General features: G+C 57.8%; 13 protein-coding genes, 3 tRNA genes, 2 other RNA genes and 1 pseudogene. 9 read left to right on the top strand and 10 right to left on the bottom strand.

What is annotated here, in order from left to right; all coding sequences use genetic code 11:
- Nucleotides 1-4: 4 nt before the first annotated feature.
- From yejM to ACOWVD_RS16290, 5 genes are all read left to right on the top strand, one after another.
- A complete protein-coding gene (yejM, locus tag ACOWVD_RS16270; RefSeq protein ID WP_049242558.1) occupies nucleotides 5-1786 on the top strand; it encodes an LPS biosynthesis-modulating metalloenzyme YejM in 1782 nt (593 codons plus the stop codon).
- 78 nt (nucleotides 1787-1864) lie between these two features.
- Nucleotides 1865-1941: transfer RNA gene (locus tag ACOWVD_RS16275), tRNA-Pro, on the top strand.
- Between the two features lie 35 nt (nucleotides 1942-1976).
- A non-coding RNA gene (locus ACOWVD_RS16280) (RtT sRNA) lies at nucleotides 1977-2105 on the top strand.
- Nucleotides 2106-2139: 34 nt separating this feature from the next.
- Nucleotides 2140-2269, top strand: a non-coding RNA gene (locus ACOWVD_RS16285) — RtT sRNA.
- 506 nt (nucleotides 2270-2775) lie between these two features.
- Nucleotides 2776-3132 (top strand): hypothetical protein, encoded by a 357-nt coding sequence (locus ACOWVD_RS16290; protein WP_152903428.1) that lies wholly within the window; start codon nucleotides 2776-2778, stop codon nucleotides 3130-3132.
- 393 nt (nucleotides 3133-3525) lie between these two features.
- On the opposite strand, the pseudogene ACOWVD_RS16295 reads toward ACOWVD_RS16290, so the two are convergent.
- From ACOWVD_RS16295 to ttrB, 4 genes and pseudogenes are all read right to left on the bottom strand, one after another.
- Nucleotides 3526-3993, bottom strand: a pseudogene (locus ACOWVD_RS16295) (ATP-binding cassette domain-containing protein); the annotation flags it as partial.
- A 737-nt stretch (nucleotides 3994-4730) separates the two neighbouring features.
- Nucleotides 4731-7802 (bottom strand): tetrathionate reductase subunit TtrA, encoded by a 3072-nt coding sequence (ttrA, locus tag ACOWVD_RS16300; RefSeq protein WP_197842735.1) that lies wholly within the window; start codon nucleotides 7800-7802, stop codon nucleotides 4731-4733.
- Nucleotides 7795-8820 carry a tetrathionate reductase subunit TtrC gene (ttrC, locus tag ACOWVD_RS16305; protein ID WP_164095502.1) on the bottom strand — a complete coding sequence of 342 codons (1026 nt, stop codon included), beginning with the start codon at nucleotides 8818-8820 and terminating at the stop codon, nucleotides 7795-7797. Before ttrC ends, ttrA begins: the two co-directional genes overlap by 8 nt.
- Nucleotides 8817-9554: a tetrathionate reductase subunit TtrB gene (gene ttrB / locus ACOWVD_RS16310; RefSeq protein WP_004935793.1), complete on the bottom strand. Its 738-nt coding sequence runs from the start codon at nucleotides 9552-9554 to the stop codon at nucleotides 8817-8819. Before ttrB ends, ttrC begins: the two co-directional genes overlap by 4 nt.
- A gap of 196 nt (nucleotides 9555-9750) precedes the next feature.
- On the opposite strand from ttrB, the gene ttrS reads away from it, so the two are divergent.
- From ttrS to ACOWVD_RS16325, 3 genes are all read left to right on the top strand, one after another.
- Nucleotides 9751-11502, top strand: coding sequence for a tetrathionate respiration histidine kinase TtrS (gene ttrS / locus ACOWVD_RS16315; protein WP_421105706.1), 1752 nt, complete (start codon nucleotides 9751-9753; stop codon nucleotides 11500-11502).
- Nucleotides 11477-12076, top strand: coding sequence for a tetrathionate respiration response regulator TtrR (ttrR, locus tag ACOWVD_RS16320; protein ID WP_049241800.1), 600 nt, complete (start codon nucleotides 11477-11479; stop codon nucleotides 12074-12076). Before ttrS ends, ttrR begins: the two co-directional genes overlap by 26 nt.
- A gap of 91 nt (nucleotides 12077-12167) precedes the next feature.
- Nucleotides 12168-12410 carry a DinI family protein gene (locus ACOWVD_RS16325; RefSeq protein ID WP_004935803.1) on the top strand — a complete coding sequence of 81 codons (243 nt, stop codon included), beginning with the start codon at nucleotides 12168-12170 and terminating at the stop codon, nucleotides 12408-12410.
- Between the two features lie 218 nt (nucleotides 12411-12628).
- On the opposite strand, the gene ACOWVD_RS16330 is transcribed toward ACOWVD_RS16325, so the two are convergent.
- The 4 genes from ACOWVD_RS16330 to ACOWVD_RS16345 all read right to left on the bottom strand — a co-directional run bounded on the left by ACOWVD_RS16330 (nucleotide 12629) and on the right by ACOWVD_RS16345 (nucleotide 13879).
- Nucleotides 12629-12704, bottom strand: a tRNA-Thr gene (locus ACOWVD_RS16330).
- Nucleotides 12705-12710: 6 nt separating this feature from the next.
- A tRNA-Ser gene (locus tag ACOWVD_RS16335) sits at nucleotides 12711-12798 on the bottom strand.
- Nucleotides 12799-12955: 157 nt separating this feature from the next.
- Nucleotides 12956-13285, bottom strand: a complete 330-nt coding sequence (gene osmE, locus ACOWVD_RS16340) for an osmotically-inducible lipoprotein OsmE (RefSeq protein ID WP_049241804.1) — start codon at nucleotides 13283-13285, stop codon at nucleotides 12956-12958.
- A 126-nt stretch (nucleotides 13286-13411) separates the two neighbouring features.
- Nucleotides 13412-13879, bottom strand: a complete 468-nt coding sequence (locus ACOWVD_RS16345) for a nuclear transport factor 2 family protein (RefSeq protein ID WP_274864256.1) — start codon at nucleotides 13877-13879, stop codon at nucleotides 13412-13414.
- 105 nt (nucleotides 13880-13984) lie between these two features.
- On the opposite strand from ACOWVD_RS16345, the gene ACOWVD_RS16350 reads away from it, so the two are divergent.
- Complete coding sequence (locus tag ACOWVD_RS16350) at nucleotides 13985-14563, top strand: TetR/AcrR family transcriptional regulator (RefSeq protein WP_015378550.1); 579 nt, start codon at nucleotides 13985-13987, stop codon at nucleotides 14561-14563.
- Here ACOWVD_RS16350 and ACOWVD_RS16355 read toward each other — a convergent pair.
- The gene (locus ACOWVD_RS16355; RefSeq protein WP_049241806.1) at nucleotides 14557-14973 is read right to left on the bottom strand and encodes a VOC family protein; all 417 of its coding nucleotides are present in this window, start codon (nucleotides 14971-14973) and stop codon (nucleotides 14557-14559) included. The genes ACOWVD_RS16350 and ACOWVD_RS16355 overlap by 7 nt on opposite strands.
- Nucleotides 14974-15125: 152 nt before the next feature.
- On the bottom strand, nucleotides 15126-16256 hold the full coding sequence (ompC, locus tag ACOWVD_RS16360) for a porin OmpC (protein WP_031300730.1): 1131 nt from the start codon (nucleotides 16254-16256) through the stop codon (nucleotides 15126-15128).
- Nucleotides 16257-16626 lie beyond the last annotated feature (370 nt).

Raw genomic sequence — 16626 nt, forward strand, 5'->3', positions numbered from 1 at the left:
ACTTATGGTGACAAACCGTCAGCGTTATCGTGAAAAAGTCTCCCAGATGATCAGCTGGGGGCACTGGTTCGCCTTATTCAACATCCTGCTCGCCCTTGGGCTGGGTAGCCGCTACCTGTTTGTCACCGACTGGCCCGCATCCCTGCTGGGCCGGGTCTATGCCTTTGTCAGCCTGCTGGGGCATTTCAGCTTTATCGTGTTCGCCGGCTATTTGCTGGTGATCTTCCCGCTCACCTTCGTGGTGATGTCGCAGCGGCTGCTGCGATTTATTTCCGCCGCGTTGGCCACCATCGGGTTCACGCTGTTGCTGGTCGACAGCGAAGTGTTCTCCCATTTCCACCTGCACCTCAATCCGGTGGTGTGGGATCTGGTGGTCAACCCGGATCAAAGCGAGCTTTCGCGCGACTGGCAGCTGATGTTTATCTGCGTGCCGGTGATCTTCCTGGTGGAGATGCTGTTCGGCACCTGGAGCTGGCAGAAGCTGCGCAGCCTGAACCGCCGCCGCTTCGGCAAGCCGCTGGCGGCGCTGTTTATCAGCGCCTTTTTCGCGTCGCACCTGATTTATATCTGGGCCGACGCCAACTTCTATCGCCCGATCACCATGCAGCGGGCCAACCTGCCGCTCTCGTACCCGATGACCGCGCGCAAGTTCCTCGAGAAACACGGCCTGCTCGACCAGCAAGAGTATGAGCGCCGTCTGGTGCAACAGGGCAACCCGGAAGCGGTGTCGGTAGAGTATCCGCTCAGCGATCTCAGCTACGGCGATAAAGGCAGCGGCTATAACCTGCTGATGATCGTAGTGGACGGCATTCGCGCCAAAGACGTGGCGCAGGATATGCCAACCCTGACCCGCTTCGCCCAGGAAAACGTGCGTTTCAGCGATCACTACAGTTCGGGCAACCATGCCGATACCGGGTTGTTCGGCCTGTTCTACGGCATTTCCCCGACCTATCTGGACAGCGTGCTCGCCGGCCGCAAGCCGTCGGCACTGATCAATGCGCTCGGCGATCGGGGCTACCAGCTGGGGCTGTTCTCCTCCGATGGCTTCAATGCCAGCCTGTACCGCCAGGCTCTGTTGACCGACTTCTCGCTGCCGACGCCGGCGCCGCAAAGCGACGCCCAAACTACCCAGCAATGGCAACGTTGGTTGGCGGACCAGGGTAGCAAAGAGCCGTGGTTCTCCTATATCAACTTCAGCGGCGCCGAGCCGACCGAAGGCGACAAAAAACCGGTTCCGTCCGACTTTATTCGGCGCTACCGCACCGGCGCGCAAGATGTGGATGCCCAGATAGGCCAGGTGCTGGACACGCTGAAACAGCGCGGCCTGCTGGATAAAACCGTGGTGGTGATCACCGCCGAGCACGGCGTCGAGTTCAACGACAGCGGCAAAGGCCAATGGGGCGCCGGCACCGCCTTCAACCAGGCGCAGCTGCAGGTGCCGTTGGTGATCCACTGGCCGGGCACCCCGGCGCAGACCATCAGCAAGCTGACCGGCCATAACGACGTCATGCGCACCTTGATGCAACGCCTGCTGCATGTGAAAACCGCGCCGAAAGACTATTCGCAGGGCGAGGATCTGTTCACCGCCCAGCGCCGCAACAACTGGATCGCCACCGGTGATGGCAACCAGCTGGTGATCACCACGCCGACACAAACGCTGATGCTGGACAACAATGGCAACTATCGCGTCTACGATCAGAACGGCGAAGAGATAAAGGACGAGAAACCGCAGCTTGCTCTGCTGTTGCAGGTGTTGACCGATGTAAAACGCTTTATCGCCAACTAACTGCTTAAAACTAAAGCAATCAAGTGGCGAGGCGCTTGCATTAACATCGGGAATCGGTAGTATGATTTTTCATAGCGTCGGCATGTAGCGCAGCCTGGTAGCGCACCGTCATGGGGTGTCGGGGGTCGGAGGTTCGAATCCTCTCATGCCGACCAAATTTAAGAAAACCTGCTGTTACAGCAGGTTTTTTTTCGTCTGCACGTCGAGAGGATGAGAATCTCCGCAGGAGGTTTGAGCCGAACGAAGTGAGACCACGTTGCTTTAGCAACGGCCCGCAGGGCAAGCATCGAAGATGCGCATAATCCTCTCATGCCGACCAAATTTAAGAAAACCTGCTGTTACAGCAGGTTTTTTTTCGTCTGTACATTGAGAGGATGAGAACCTCCGCAGGAGGTTTGAGCCGAACGAAGTGAGACCACGTTGCTTTAGCAACGGCCCGCAGGGCAAGCATCGAAGATGCGCATAATCCTCTCATGCCGACCAAATTTAAGAAAACCTGCTATTACAGCAGGTTTTTTTTCGTCTGCACGTCGAGAGGATGAGAATCTCCGCAGGAGGTTTGAGCCGAACGTAGACATGGCGCAAAGCCCCTCCGTAGCATAATGAGTGCGAATTCCCTTTTGTTACTTTTAAGCCTCCCTTTAAGGCGGTGCCTAACTTAATTCATTCATTTTGGCACGCGCGCCGAAGCAAATGATAAATATGAATACAATGCCTACCAACTGCGGCCAAATTTCGCCACAAAGGAAGTCGTCTCCTATATGCTTACTGAGATCGAGGCATGTGTAAACCGTAGCCCCAGAGAACCAAGCTTTTATCCAAGAGGTTTTCTTCATGGGATATCCCTATTCCAAAACATTTTAATATGTCACATAACAGAGTAAAAAGTCATCAATATAAACATTGATTCGATTGTGGAAAAGAGCTAATTATAAAGAGTCTTACGAAGGCTTACATAGTGTCAATCAAATAATCAAAAGGAGTTGTTTATGAAAGTTATTGATCCATCTATGCTCGACCATGTTTCTGGTGCAGGAAATTTTGGGGATAACCGTGACGGTGGTGGCCGAGTCAACAACAATGGTGGCAGCAATCGTGGCCACGATTCTGGACGTGATGCAGCCCAAGCAGCAGCTGCGGCGGCCGGAGGCGTTATCGGTGCGTTGGTCACTGGGCCGGGGGCACCCTTAGGCGCTATTGTGGGTACCGTAATCGGTGGTGTTCTTGGTGGGGCCGGTTTTGATGCCGCATGGAATGCCACTCACAGCAACAATGGTGGTAACGATCGTGGTGCCTTTGGCGGTGATAGCAACAAAAACAGTGTTAATGGACAATGCCACTGGTAATTCGATGATGACCGCGGATATCTCCCGGCCACTCTAAGCAGGAGCTCATTTCGCTATGAAGAAATTTATCCGAGTTTTTTTACTTTTCCTATTTTATTTTACCGTAGTAAACATTTTTCAAGGAGCTGAATTTAAACCTTTCTTTGTCATAAAAACCCTGTGTTATTCAGTCATTATCGCGTTAGGTTATGTCTTTGTGACCAGTGAGTGGTGGAAAAAAAATGTGCTGAGACTCAGGAAAGACTGATGGATGGATGCCTTGTTTTCAATGCTGGTGCTATGAAAAGTAATAGCCAGTTACCATGATAAAGCCATTCATCAGCATATGTAGCAGTACCGGCATGCGCAGAACCAATGAAAAACAGGTCAGCGTGAATACAAGGCGTGACTTGTTTATTGAACCGCCTTGTGGGTCAGAACGATGACGCGATCGGCCGAGGCAATGGTGGTTTCGCGGTGGGCAATAATCACCCGTGTAATGCTGAGTGCCTTAATCGCCTGATTCACCTTTGCTTCACTGTCCTTGTCCAGCGCACTGGTCGCCTCATCCAGGAACAAAATCGCCGGTTTCTTGTAAATGGCTCGGGCAATAAACAGGCGTTGCTTCTGCCCGCCGGACAACCCTTCCCCCAGTTCGCCGATCAGGGGTTCATACCCCATCGGCATGCGCATGTTCACCTCATGCAGATAGCTGGCGCGGGCACAGGCTTCCATCCAGGCATCATCCATCTCATCCGCAAACCCGCAGATATTTTCCCGGATCGAGCCGGAGAACAGCTTGTCGTCCTGCATCACGCAGGCGATCATTTTGTGGTAGTTGTTGATGCCGAGCTGCCGAATATCGACGCCGTTCACCTCAACCCCAGCAAAGACTTACTCCTATTTTTTGAGGGCAAATCCAAAAAGCAAACCATTGCAACGGAGAACTAAGGTTTCATCGAAAACGTTAATTCATTGAATATCTTTATACTTAGCAGAATAATACTTCGTGATAGTTATTCATCATTAATTTAAACTTGACCAACCCACTAAAAAGCGTTAATCGTAACAAGCTTTAAACATGGTTGTACAAGATAACGTCAGCAAGTAAAAGGAATTATTTATGAAAACCATTGATTCTTCAATGCTGGGTTGCATTGCTGGTGACCGTGGCAATAATGGCGGCGGCCGTGTTGACAACGAGAGGTAGAGTAGTCATTCCGGCAGTAAAAAATTGCAAAAGCTCAATGCTCGCCTCTTGTGATTTTTTACTCCTCTTCAACAACACAACATTACAATATCAGACAGGACTAAGACGGTGACAAGGATTATCAGTTCATTAATTGTGTTTTTATCCATCCTGGCCGGTTCTTTTTTTCTGAGTGGCGCCGGGGTAATTGGTTACCAACCGTGGTTTTCTGCACCCGTGAATTTGTCAAAATTTGTGATTATCGTTGTCACCTACTGCTCTTTTGTTTACGGCGCATTAAGTATTTATAGAAAACTTAAAAAATAAACCCCATAAGAAAGCCATAAAACAGGCATGCCGTTTAGTTTTGGGTTAAAGAATAGAATTAACTATAAATTAACCCTCAATAATTCAGTTTTTCGTCTGCCGTTTACGCGGAAAGTTTGACGATCGCCGCCGGAATACCCTGACGCACCGCCGCACCGGTCACCCAATCCAGCCAGGTATTCGGCACTTCGCGCGTCAGATCGGCAAACCCCAGATCGTTGAGGTTGATGCCGGCGGCGATGCGCTCATCCATCGCCAGCGGTTCGCCATCCAGGTAGTGCTGGCTGGCCCCCATCTCCCGGTGGCCGTAGCCGTGTTCCACCGCGATCACGCCGGGCATCACCCCCGCCAGCAAACTGATCTGCGCCTCGCGGCTGCCGCCCGGCGTGCTGATGCGCACCCAATCACCGTGTTGAATACCGAAACGCGCCCCGTCCGCCGGGTTCAAGGCCACCAGGTTCACCGGCTTCACGTCGTGCAGGCGCCGGATCACCGCGGTGGAGCTGCTCATCACATTCGATTTGAAGGACATCAGGCGCAGCGGCCACTGCCGTTCTGGGTAGAGCGCTTCCACCGCGCGGCCGTCCGACAAACGCGCCGGGTAGCAGGTGGGGCAGCCGCTGAAACGCTCGCCGGTGATCGCATGCCGGTGCTTCGCCACTTCCGCATTCCAGATCTGCAGCGGTTTCTCCCAGCGGTTGCCCACGCTGCCGTCGCAGCGGCCGCTGTCGTGATCAGCGAAGCGGCCGCCGCGGCTGTAGATAAACGCCACGCGGTCGATCTCATCGGCGCGCAGCGTCTGCCCCAGCTGCGGCAGCAAGCGATCGACACCGCTCAGCGCCAGTTCGTCCGCCCTCGCGGCCGGCACCGGCGCCTTGCCGGCAAACGCCACGTTGGCGGCGGCGCGCAGATAATAATCCTCGGCACGGTTGAGCGGCAGCAGCCCGCCCTGGCCGTCGCCGATAGCGCGATCGCCGAACCCCGGCAATGCCAGGCGTTTGGCGACGGCAATGCAAAACGCCTCCATGGAAATCGGCTGCCCTTGCGCCGTTTGCGCAGTCGCCGGCGTCACTATCGGCCAGCGCGCGGTGGTGGCCTTACTGGCGACGCCGCCCCAGGGGGCGCTGAATCCCCAACTCTCAAAATTATGGGTGTCCGGGACGATATAGTCGGCCAGCGCCGTCGTTTCGTTGATAAACGCATCGATAGCGATAAACAGCGGCAAACGCGCCGGATCTTTCAGCCGCTCCTCCGCCACGCCGCGCAACCCGGCGATACCGTACAAGGGGTTGGTCATGTTCGAGATCCAGGCTTTCAGCCCATACGGGTACCCTGCCAGCGCCGAGGTCAGCAGCTCGGTCAACTGCCCGGCGACGAACGGATACCAGGGCGCTTTGGCCGGCCAGGGCGAAACGCCCGCCGCCACTTTTTCGCGGTATTCGTCGGAGGTTTCATAGGCGGCCTTGCTGCGCGCGATATTCAGCCCTTTCGGTTTTACCAGGCCAGGAAACTCGACCAGGTTATAGCGCGGCCCCTCGGCGAAGCCGTTGAATTTACCGCCGCCGACGAACACGCCCCCCGCCAGGCTCAGGTTGCCGATCAGCACGTTAAGCATCATCACCGCCCAGGTATTGTAGAACCCGTTCGCCGCCATCATCCCGCCATGGGCGATCACTGCCGCCTTGCGCCCGTGGGCGGTAAAGGCCTCGGCCAATGCCGCGATGCGTGCCACCGGCACGCCGCATTGCCGGCTGTACGCCTCCGGCGACAGCTTGTCGGCGGCCTCTTTCAAACACTGGAAGCCGCTTTTCACCTCCATCTGCGCGCCATCGTGCAGCGTCACCGTACGGGTTACCCACAGCTCGGCGCTGTCGCACGTCTCGGCCGCCACCAGCTCACCCGCGCCGTTGACCACCAGCGGCGACGCAGACCCGGTGCCGTTCAGATCGGCCTGCGTCAGATGCTGCCCCGCCCGCGGATGCTCGCTCTCGGCGATCACCAGATGCGTGGCGTTGGTCCAGCTCTTCTCGCCGGCGCGTTGCATGGCGGCCTCCGACGGGATGGCGAGATAATCGGCCTGATAACGCCGGTGGTCGAGGATCCAACGGATCATCGCCATCGCCAGCGCCGAGTCGGTACCCGGCAATATCGGGATCCAATGGCCATGATCGTCCGCCAACGTGGTGGTCAGCGGCAGCGCCGGCGCCACTACCGCATAACGGAATTCGCTGCGCAATCTGGCGCTGGCCAATTGCCGGGCCTGGCGCTTGAACGGGTTGCCGGACTGCGCCGGTGAGGTCCCCATAAACAGCGCGAATTCGACCTGTTCCCAGTCCGGTTTCACGTGCGGGTTCTTGTCCAGATCGTTCATCAACGCGCCGGAACCGGCACGGTAGGCCAGCCCGCAGTAAGCGCCGTGCGCGCCGAAGTTTTTGCTGCCGAAACTGTTCTGGGCGAAGCGCCGCAGGAAGCTATCGCGCCCGTCGTCACCGGCATTGGTCACCAATAGCTGGTTGGCTTTTGGCCCCAGCCCCGGCCGTCGGGCATCGATCGGCGTCTCCAGATCGCGGATCGCCCGCAGGCCGTCCACATGCCCCTCGCCGAACAGATTGCCGCCCTCCACCACTTCGGCGATCAACTGCTCAAAGCTGATGCGCTGCCACTTGCCCTCGCCGCGTTTGCCGACGCGCTTCATCGGCTCCAGGACGCGCAGCGGGCTGTAAAGCCCCTCCAACAACGTGGCGCCGCGCGCGCAGGCGGTGGAACGGGCGTCGAGGCCGCTTTCGCCGCCCAACTGCGCCAACGCGTCCTGCAGCGGCAACGCAGAGTCGACGTGCCGTTCCTGAGACAACGGATGATAAGGGTTGCCGGCAATGCGCAATACCCGGTCGGTCTGCCTGTCCACCCGTACCCGCACGCCGCATTGCGTCCAGCAGCCGAAACATTGGGTCATCGAGATGGCCTGTTGCGGATTGCCTTGCCATTCCGGCATTGCCCGCCCTTCGGGCGGCAGGGAGTTGCCGTTGATGCGATCCAAAGTCACCCGCCCTGAGGTGCCGTGAATCAAGCCGTCGATCGCCCGTTTGGCGACTTCGCGATAGCTCAGGCCGAAAGCGGACAATCCGCCGAAGGCCAGGCCCACTTTCAACCACTGACGCCGGGTGAGTTTAGCCATGTTGTTTTCTCCGCAGTAAAAACGCCTGTGCTTCACGCACCATGATCATTAACGCCAGCCACAAGCCGAAGGTGCCGACGATCGCCAGCAAACCGTCGGTACCGAGCGGCAGGCTATAAGAGGAGTTAGACGCGCTGTATTTCGGGATGGTTTGTACTTCGATCAACAGCGTCCAGCGCATCAGCCAGCTCAGCCCTAGTGCGCCGGCCACCAGCAGCGGCGCACCGCCGCGCGGCAAGCGCCGATAGCCGGCCCAGGCGGCGCACGCCAGCGTCAGCCCCCACAGCGCAATCCATCCTGCGGCATACCGGCGCGCCATCGCCTGCGTCTGCAGCCAGTGGCGTACCGCCGCGCCGGATAACGTATCGCCGCACACCCACAGCAGGATCGCCCCGCCGAGCAGCAGCAGTGTCAGCAACATCCCGCGCGCCAGCGGCGCCTGCAGATCGGGCCGTTCGCGCATCGCCAGCAGCAGCAAAGCCAAGAGCGCCTGCAGCGCACTAAGGAACATCACGATAGGAAACCCGTAGCTGAACCAAATTGGGCGGGCGCGCACGACGGAAACCTCTCGCCCGGTGTACAACAGCAGGCCGATCGCTACCAGCGCGCAGGCGGGCGCTATCCCACGCAGCAGCGCAACCGGTCTGCCCGTCAGCCGCGTAAATTCAATCGCGATAAACCACAGGCCGATCAGCAGGGTAAACAGCGGCAAGAACAGCGCGCCCCACGGCATCCACGACCAGGGCGTCGGGTAGGCGTAGAAATGCCAGAAACGGGCGGTTTGATGCAGGTCGGCGGTCAGCGCCAGCGGCGCGGTAATGGCGCACGTCAGCCCGATAAACAGCGCCGCGCGCTCCAGATGCGCGGCGTTATCTCCACCGCGCCAGCGCCACACGCAGGCCAGCAGCGCGGCGCAGGCGGCGATGCCGATAAAGAAGAAATATTGTACGGCCCACGGCAGCCAGCTCACCGCCTGCGGCTGGCTCAGCACTTCTGCGATCATCAGTTGGCGGCTCATCGTCTTTCTCCCCATAAGGCGACCTGCGCCCGCCCCGGCAGCGGCGTGACGAAGGCGTCATCCAGCCCCAGATAGAACACGTGGGGCGCGGTTTGGTGCTCCGGCTTGAGGACTTTTATCTCGGCCTCGTGGCGCCGCAGCAGCTTGCTCAGCGTGCTGTGCGGATCGCGCATATCGCCGATGATCCGCGCCCCTCCCACGCACGACTCCACGCATGCCGGCAACAATCCCGCCTCCAGCCGGTGCACGCAAAAGGTGCATTTGTCCGCCGTTTGGGTTGTGTGATTGATAAAACGGGCATCGTACGGACAGGCCTGTACGCAATAGGCGCAACCCACGCAGCGTTTGTTGTCGACCACCACGATCCCGTCCTCGCGCTGAAAGGTGGCCTGCACCGGACATACCGGCACGCAGGGCGGGTTGTCGCAGTGATTGCACAGCCTGGGCAACAGCACGTTGGTCGCAGCGGCTTCGCCTTCGAGGCTGACCTGATACTGGTTTACCGTGGTGCGAAACTCCCCGTGCGGCGTCTGGTTTTCAATGGCGCAGCTCACGGTACAAGCCTGGCACCCTACGCAGCGCCGCAGGTCGATCAGCATCGCGTAACGGCGGCTCGCATCGCCCTCGCGCCGCGTCGGTGCTAACGTCAGCCCGGCCTCCGCCACGGAGATCAGCGAAGCCCCCGCCGTCAATACACCCAGCCGCTGTAAAAACTGCCGTTTACCGAAATCCATGCGCCTCTCCCACGTCCTGGGCATCACCCCGATCACGCTATTGATGCCCGTTAGATGAATAAACAATGTCGATGATTTACAGTGTAAAAATGACATTGGGCTCAGCTCTATTGTGGTTAACCACATACCGGACCTAACGTTGATCTAAAACAAGTGACGGCAGGCAGATTACCCATCAGGAGGGGCCGTGAGGGTCGTGTTATTACTGCTGCTCAGTCTCGGCTGGGGTATAGCGGCGCAGGCGGGCGAGTGGTCGGTCGGCGTGCTGGCGATGCGCGGCGATGCGGCGACCGCGCGTGACTGGCAGCCGCTGATCGACAGGCTCAACGGCAGCGTCGGCGGTGAACGCTTCCGCCTGCAGCCGCTCGATCTGGCGCAGATGCGCGAAGCGATCAATCGGGGCAGCGTGCAGTTCGTGGTCACTAATCCGGCGCAGTTCGTGCAGTTGAACAGCCACTATCATCTGCGCTGGCTGGCGTCGTTGCGCGCCGCCAACGGCGATCGGGCAACGGGCAACATCATCGGCAGCGTGATTTTGGTGCGGCGCGACAGCGGCATAACGACGCCGCAGGCGCTGATGGGCAAAACGGTGGGCGCCATCGATCCGCAGGCCTTCGGCGGCTATCTGACCGGCTATAAGGCGCTCAGCGATGCCGGTATGCGGCCCGAGCGCGATTTTCACCTGCGCTTTACCGGTTTCCCTGCCGATGCCCTGCTCTATCTGTTGCGCGAGCGCGCCATTCAGGCCGCCATCGTTCCCGTCTGTCTGCTGGAGAAAATGGGTCGGGAAGGCTTGATCAACCCGGCGGATTTTCGCCCGCTGCTGCAACGGCCCACATCGATTCCCTGCGTCACCAGCACGCCGCTTTATCCCAACTGGTCGTTCGCCGCCCTGCCCGGTCTGGATAACTCACTGGTGGATGCGGTGGCAAGAGCCTTGCTGACCGCACCGCCGCAGTCTCCCTTTCAGTGGGGCGCACCGGCCTCGACCAGCGCAGTGGAAGCGCTGCTGCGCGCCGTCAATCAGCACCCGGAACAGCGGCACCTGTGGCTGGATATCAAGAGCTGGCTGATCCAGCATCAGACGGCCGTCAGCCTGTCGCTGGCGGTGCTGGCGCTGTTGATCGTCAACCATATCTGGATCGCGCTGCTGGTGCGCCGGCGCGGGCGACAGCTGCTCTATGTCGGAGAACAACTGCGCCGTCAGGAGCAGGCGCTGGAGAACGCCAGGCAGTTGAACGTGCTGGGAGAGATGGCCTCCGGCTTTGCGCATGAGCTCAACCAGCCGCTGGCAGCCATTCGCCACTATGCGCAAGGGTGCCTGATCCAACTGCGCAAAACGGACGCCGGGCACCCGCTGCTGACGCCGCTGGAAAATATTGATCGACAGGCGCAGCGCGGCGGCGAGACGATTCATAACCTGCGCCAGTGGGTGCAGCCCCCCACCGAGAAGGTAGACAAGGCGAGCTGGCGCCCCATCTCGATAAACGAAACCGCCGAGCGGGTGTGGGCACTGCTGCACCTGACGCAACGCTACCCCGACCTGAAACTGTTCAACAACGTGGCACCTTCGCTGACGCTAACCCTGCCGCCGGCGCTGCTGGAACAGCTGCTGGCGAACCTGCTGCTGAACGCGGCGCAGGCCGGCGCCAACGCCGTCTGGCTTTCCGCCGACGAGCGCGAACGGGCGCTCGATGTGCATTTGCAGGACAACGCGGGCGGGATGAGCGCGGCCGGGCTGGAGCAGGCTTTCCGCCCCTTCAACACCACCAAGGCCGGTGGCATGGGGCTGGGGTTGGCTATTTGCCGCCGCCTGGCCCGCTATGGCGACGGCGAGATCCAACTGGCTAACCGCCCCGCCCCCGACAGCCACAATGGGCTATGCGTCACCCTGCATTTCATATTTAACGATGAGGAAAACCATGTCGCTAATTCATCTGGTGGATGATGACGTCGCCGTCACCGACGCCTGCCGTTTTTTGCTGACCAGCCTCGGCCACGACGTACAGTGCTGGAATGACAGCACCGACTTTTTGGCGCAGGCCGATCTGTTTCAGACCGGGATCGTCTTGCTGGACATGCGGATGCCGAAGTTCGATGGCCACCAGGTTTACGGGGAGCTGCGCCGCCGCGGCGGCACGCTGGCGGTGGTGTTCCTGTCCGGCCATGGCGACGTGCCGATGGCGGTGGAGCAGATGAAGTACGGCGCGGTGGACTTCCTGCAAAAACCGATCGCCGCTGAACCGCTGATCGCCGCCCTGGAACGGGCGCGGCAGGTCTCGGCCAAAGCCTGGCGACGCCATGAAACTTGCGGCCGCTACCGCACGCTCACGCCGAAAGAACGCGACATCGCGCAGCTGGTGGTGCGAGGCATGATGAACAGGGAAATGGCGGAGCGGTTGAATATCGCCCTGCGCACCGTAGAGGTTCACCGGGCGAAAGTGATGGAGAAAATGCAAGCCGCCAGCCTGGCGGAATTAGTGATTCAGTTGCAGGGGTTACCGCACGCCGCGCACGAATGAACGCATCATGCAAAATTCCGCGCACCCTCTTGCCAACCGGCCTTCCTCAGGCCAGAATACTGTACATTAATTCAGTGTTTACAGGTGAGTCATGTTTGTAGAATTGGTGTACGACAAACGCAACGTCGCTGGGCTGCCCAACGCCGCCGAGATTATTCGCAACGAGCTGGAAAAACGTGTGCATGCGCTGTTCCCGGAAGCTGACGTGCGCGTGAAACCGATGCAGGCCAACGGCCTGAACTCCGACGCCAGTAAAAGCGATCGTGAGAAGCTGAACCGAATGTTGGAAGAGATGTTCGAAGAAGCGGATCAGTGGCTGGTCACTGATATATAAACCCAACCTGATCGCTGGGCTCCTCAACCGGCTATTTTCCCGCCAGAATACAGCAAACGCTCAGCCCTTGATTAATGGGCTTGACGCGGTGCCTCCCCCATCCGGTTATCGGTTGGTTAGTGTTAATATCGACGCTATTCGAAGCGTGCAGTGTGCACTTTTCCAGCGCACAAGTACCATAACAAAAAGCCCCAGCATCGCTGCTGGGGCCTCTGTCATGGTGCCGGCTACCGGAATCGAACTGGTGACCTACTGATTACAAGTCAGTTGCTCTACCTACTGAGCTAAGCCGGCTGAATTTGGCGGAAGGACAGAGATTCGAACTCTGGGAGCTGTTACACTCGACGGTTTTCAAGACCGTTGCCTTAAACCACTCGGCCATCCTTCCAATGGGCGCTGATATTAGCGATACCGTTATGAAATGTCTATCATTTTGATGCAAAAAAATGGCATTGGCGGTGCAGTTGCCTAAACTTCAGGCCTTAAACGCTTAAAAAATGAAAAGCCCCGCAAAAGCGAGGCTTTTATGTTCGGCTGAAACGCGATTACTTCGGCTGCGAATCGTAGTCTGAACAGGTTTGATAGCCCTTGTTCATGACATGGCCCGTGTCGTTGTAGCTGACAAAGTACGTTTGCACCTTGCCATCGCGCGGCGCGACCGCATAGGTATCGCAGGTGCCTTGCGCATGAATCAGCGTGGCGGTGGTCGACGGCGGACCGGCAATCGCCCGCACCTGCTGCTTGGTCATCCCTACTTTGACATCGCTGACCACCGGCTCATTGACATAGCTGGTTGCGCGGTCATAGGCGGTGCAGCCGGCAAGAATGGAAAATACCGCGGCAGTGCCGACGGCCAAAACCAACTTCTTCGTCATAGCTTGTCCTCTTGGAGTACGTTTGTTGTCCCCTAAGTCTAGAAGTGGAAAGGCTTTTCTACAAATTCCCGTTTGTCGATCGGTGCGGTTTTTCTCGCTATCGGCCAGTACGGGGCGACATCGGATTCAAAAACCGAAATCGCTCAGCGCCGGGACATCGTCCGGGCGCCGACCGAGCGGCCAATGAAAACGCCGATCCTGTTCGCGAATCGGCATGTCGTTGATGCAGGCATGGCGGTTGTTCATCAACCCTTCCTGATTGAACTCCCAGTTTTCGTTGCCGAAGCTGCGATACCAGTTGCCAGAATCGTCGCGCCACTCATAGGCGAAACGCACCGCGATGCGCGCGCCGTCAAACGCCCACAGTTCCTTAATCAGCCGATACTCCAGCTCTTTCGCCCACTTGCGTTGCAAAAATGCGACCACCGCCGCGCGGCCGTCGACAAACTCTGCGCGATTACGCCAATGGGTATCGAGAGAATAGACCTGTGACACCCGCTCAGGATCGCGGCTGTTCCAGGCATCCTCCGCCAACCGCACTTTTTCGCTGGCCGATTCACGGGTGAAAGGCGGCAATGGGGGTTTAATGCTCATGATCATCTCCTGCGCAATAATGTAGACAACTCTGTCTACATTATTACGCTAGCGCATGTAGACAGAGTTGTCTACAATCACTCGAAAATAGCCTGGGAGAAAATGATGACCGCCGATCGCAATACCTTACCCGCCCGCCAGCGCATCCTGTTGACGGCTCACGATCTGTTTTATCAGGAAGGGATCCGCGCCACCGGCATCGATCGCATCATCAAAGAATCAGGTGTCACTAAAGTGACGTTTTACCGCCACTTTCCCAGCAAGAACGATTTGATTACGGCGTTTTTGGCCTATCGCCACCAGCAGTGGCTCACCTGGTTCAGCACTGCGCTGGATCGCCATGTGGCACAAACCGGCGGGTTGCTGCCGGCGCTGGCGCCCTGCCTGGCGGAATGGTTCGACGATCCGCGCTTTCGCGGCTGCGCGTTTATCAATACTGCGGTGGAAATCGCCGATCTGCTGCCGGAAAGCCTGCAAATCGCCGGCCGACATAAACGGCAAATGGCGGATGAACTGGCGCGTCACCTGCCCGCCGGCCCACAGCGGGAACAGCGGGCGGCAATGCTGGCGATGCTGATCGACGGCGCCATCGTCAGAGTGCAGATAGAGCGGCAACCGCAGGCCGCGCTGCAGGTGCTGAATGCCGCATTGGACATGTTGGCGCAAGGCGGGTTCGATCAGTAGTTGGCCCAAATGCCCGGCGTCACCAGTTCCAACAGATGGGCGTCGGGATCGCGAAAATAAATGCTCTCCCCGCCGTGTTCCCAGCGCATCCGCCCCTCAATCTCCACGCCGTTGGCCACCAGATGCCGTTCCCAGTGCGGCAGTTGCTCTTTCGCCACCGCCAGCCCGATATGCGCCGGCCCCACGCCATCGTGCGCAGGAATAAACCCGGTCGGATAGTGCGCCCCGCGCAGCGAATCACCTTCGATAAACAACAACAGTACGCTTCGATCGCCGACGTTGTAGGCGCGAAACCGTTCGTTGGCGGCCATCGTCGGCAGCTTCAGCACCTCCCGGTAAAACGCGTCCGCGCGTTCAATATCGCTGACGTACAGCACCGTTTCTATCACCCTGTCGATTTTGAGTTCCATAATAGCCTCCGCTCTGTTTTCCGTTCTGACAGCGTAGGTCGAACGGAGGCGAGCCGAAGCGCTTCCCGAGCCGACAACGGATCAATCCGTGCTTTTTACCAGCAAAAAAAACGCGGCCCGAAGGCCGCGCTGTGTGATTCACACGCTGGTGCTTAGAACTGGTAAACCAGGCCCACGGCAACCACGTTGTCGGTGTTGATGCCGGCAGCGTCGGTGAAATCGTTGTTGTCCACCAGGTTGATTTTGTAATCAACATAGGTAGACATGTTTTTGTTGAAGAAGTAGGTCGCACCCAGGTCGACGAATTTGACCAGGTCTTGATCGCCGTAGTCCTTGCCGTTGCCGGCGCGGCCCAGGTCTTTACCTTTGGTCTGGTTATAGCCCACGAACGGACGCAGACCGAAGTCGAACTGGTAGTGCGCATAGGCTTCGAAGCTCTGCGCCTTATTGGCGTAGCCGTAAACGCTGCTGTCGGAGCTGCCGAAACGCGCCGCGTTATAGGACTGGGTGAACATCACCGCCAGGTAGACATCGTTGGCGTCATATTTCAGACCGCCGGAGTAGCCTTCCGCCTTATCGCCGCGGCCCATGATGTTCTGGTGACCGTTACCGCCGTTCTGCTCGCTGGTGCGGCGAGAGTTAAAGAAGGCGCCCGCCGCGCTGATGCCGTAGCCCATGTCATAGCTCATGGACATGCCGTAGCCTTCGCCGTTTTGGCCCAGAACGTCACGACCGTTGTTGGTCTCTTCGCCGTTGCCGTTTTTACCCTGGTACTGCAGGGCGAAGTTCAAGCCGTCAACCAGACCGAAGAAGTCGTTGTTACGGTAGGTCGCCAGGCCGCTGGAACGCTGGAACATGAACTGGTCGGCGCCGTAGGTCATACCGTCGAACTCAGGCTGCAAGTCGGTATACGCCGCGACGTCGTACAGCACGCCGGTGTTACGGCCGTAGTCGAAGGAGCCGTAGTCGCCGAATTTCAGACCGGCGAAGCCGTAACGGGTGAAGTTCTTGTTGTCCTGGCTTTCAGCGTGGTTCAGGTTCGCCTGATATTCCCACTGGCCGTAACCGGTCAGCTGATCGCTGATTTGCGTTTCGCCGCGCAGGCCAAAACGCATATAAGACTGATCGCCGTCCACGCCGTTGTTGCTGGAGAAATAGTGAAGCCCGTTTACTTTACCGTACAAATCCAGTTTATTACCGTCTTTGTTGTAGATTTCCGCCGCGCCTGCTGTGCCTGCAACCAGCAGTGCGGGTACCATCAGAGAGAGTACTCGAAGTTTCATCGTTATTATCCTCGTTAATTATGTCGAGCTACGGCCACTGCCCTTTTCGAGCATTATTAGCACGACTGTGCATTACCATTCTGGTAACAAGGGTTATATTAATCCAGAAAGAAAATGATACCAAGTATCCGATAGTGTTTCATTGTAATTAATAAAGGTTTCAAAATGTAAATACGCGCGAACTTTCACAAAACATTACCGACAAACAAAATAAAGCACTTAAAGATAAAAAATAGACTAATTGATAAAAAATCATGTAGTTATACATATCTTTAAGAAAAAAAAGCCAACCATACAATTGAGCGAGACAATAAGCACATTGTGCCAAAACGCGAACCACGCGCAGCCGCTATAATCACCTCGCTATCAT

Source organism: Serratia sp. SA088 (genome assembly GCF_049065515.1).
In the GTDB taxonomy this organism is placed as follows: Bacteria; Pseudomonadota; Gammaproteobacteria; order Enterobacterales; family Enterobacteriaceae; genus Serratia; species Serratia nematodiphila.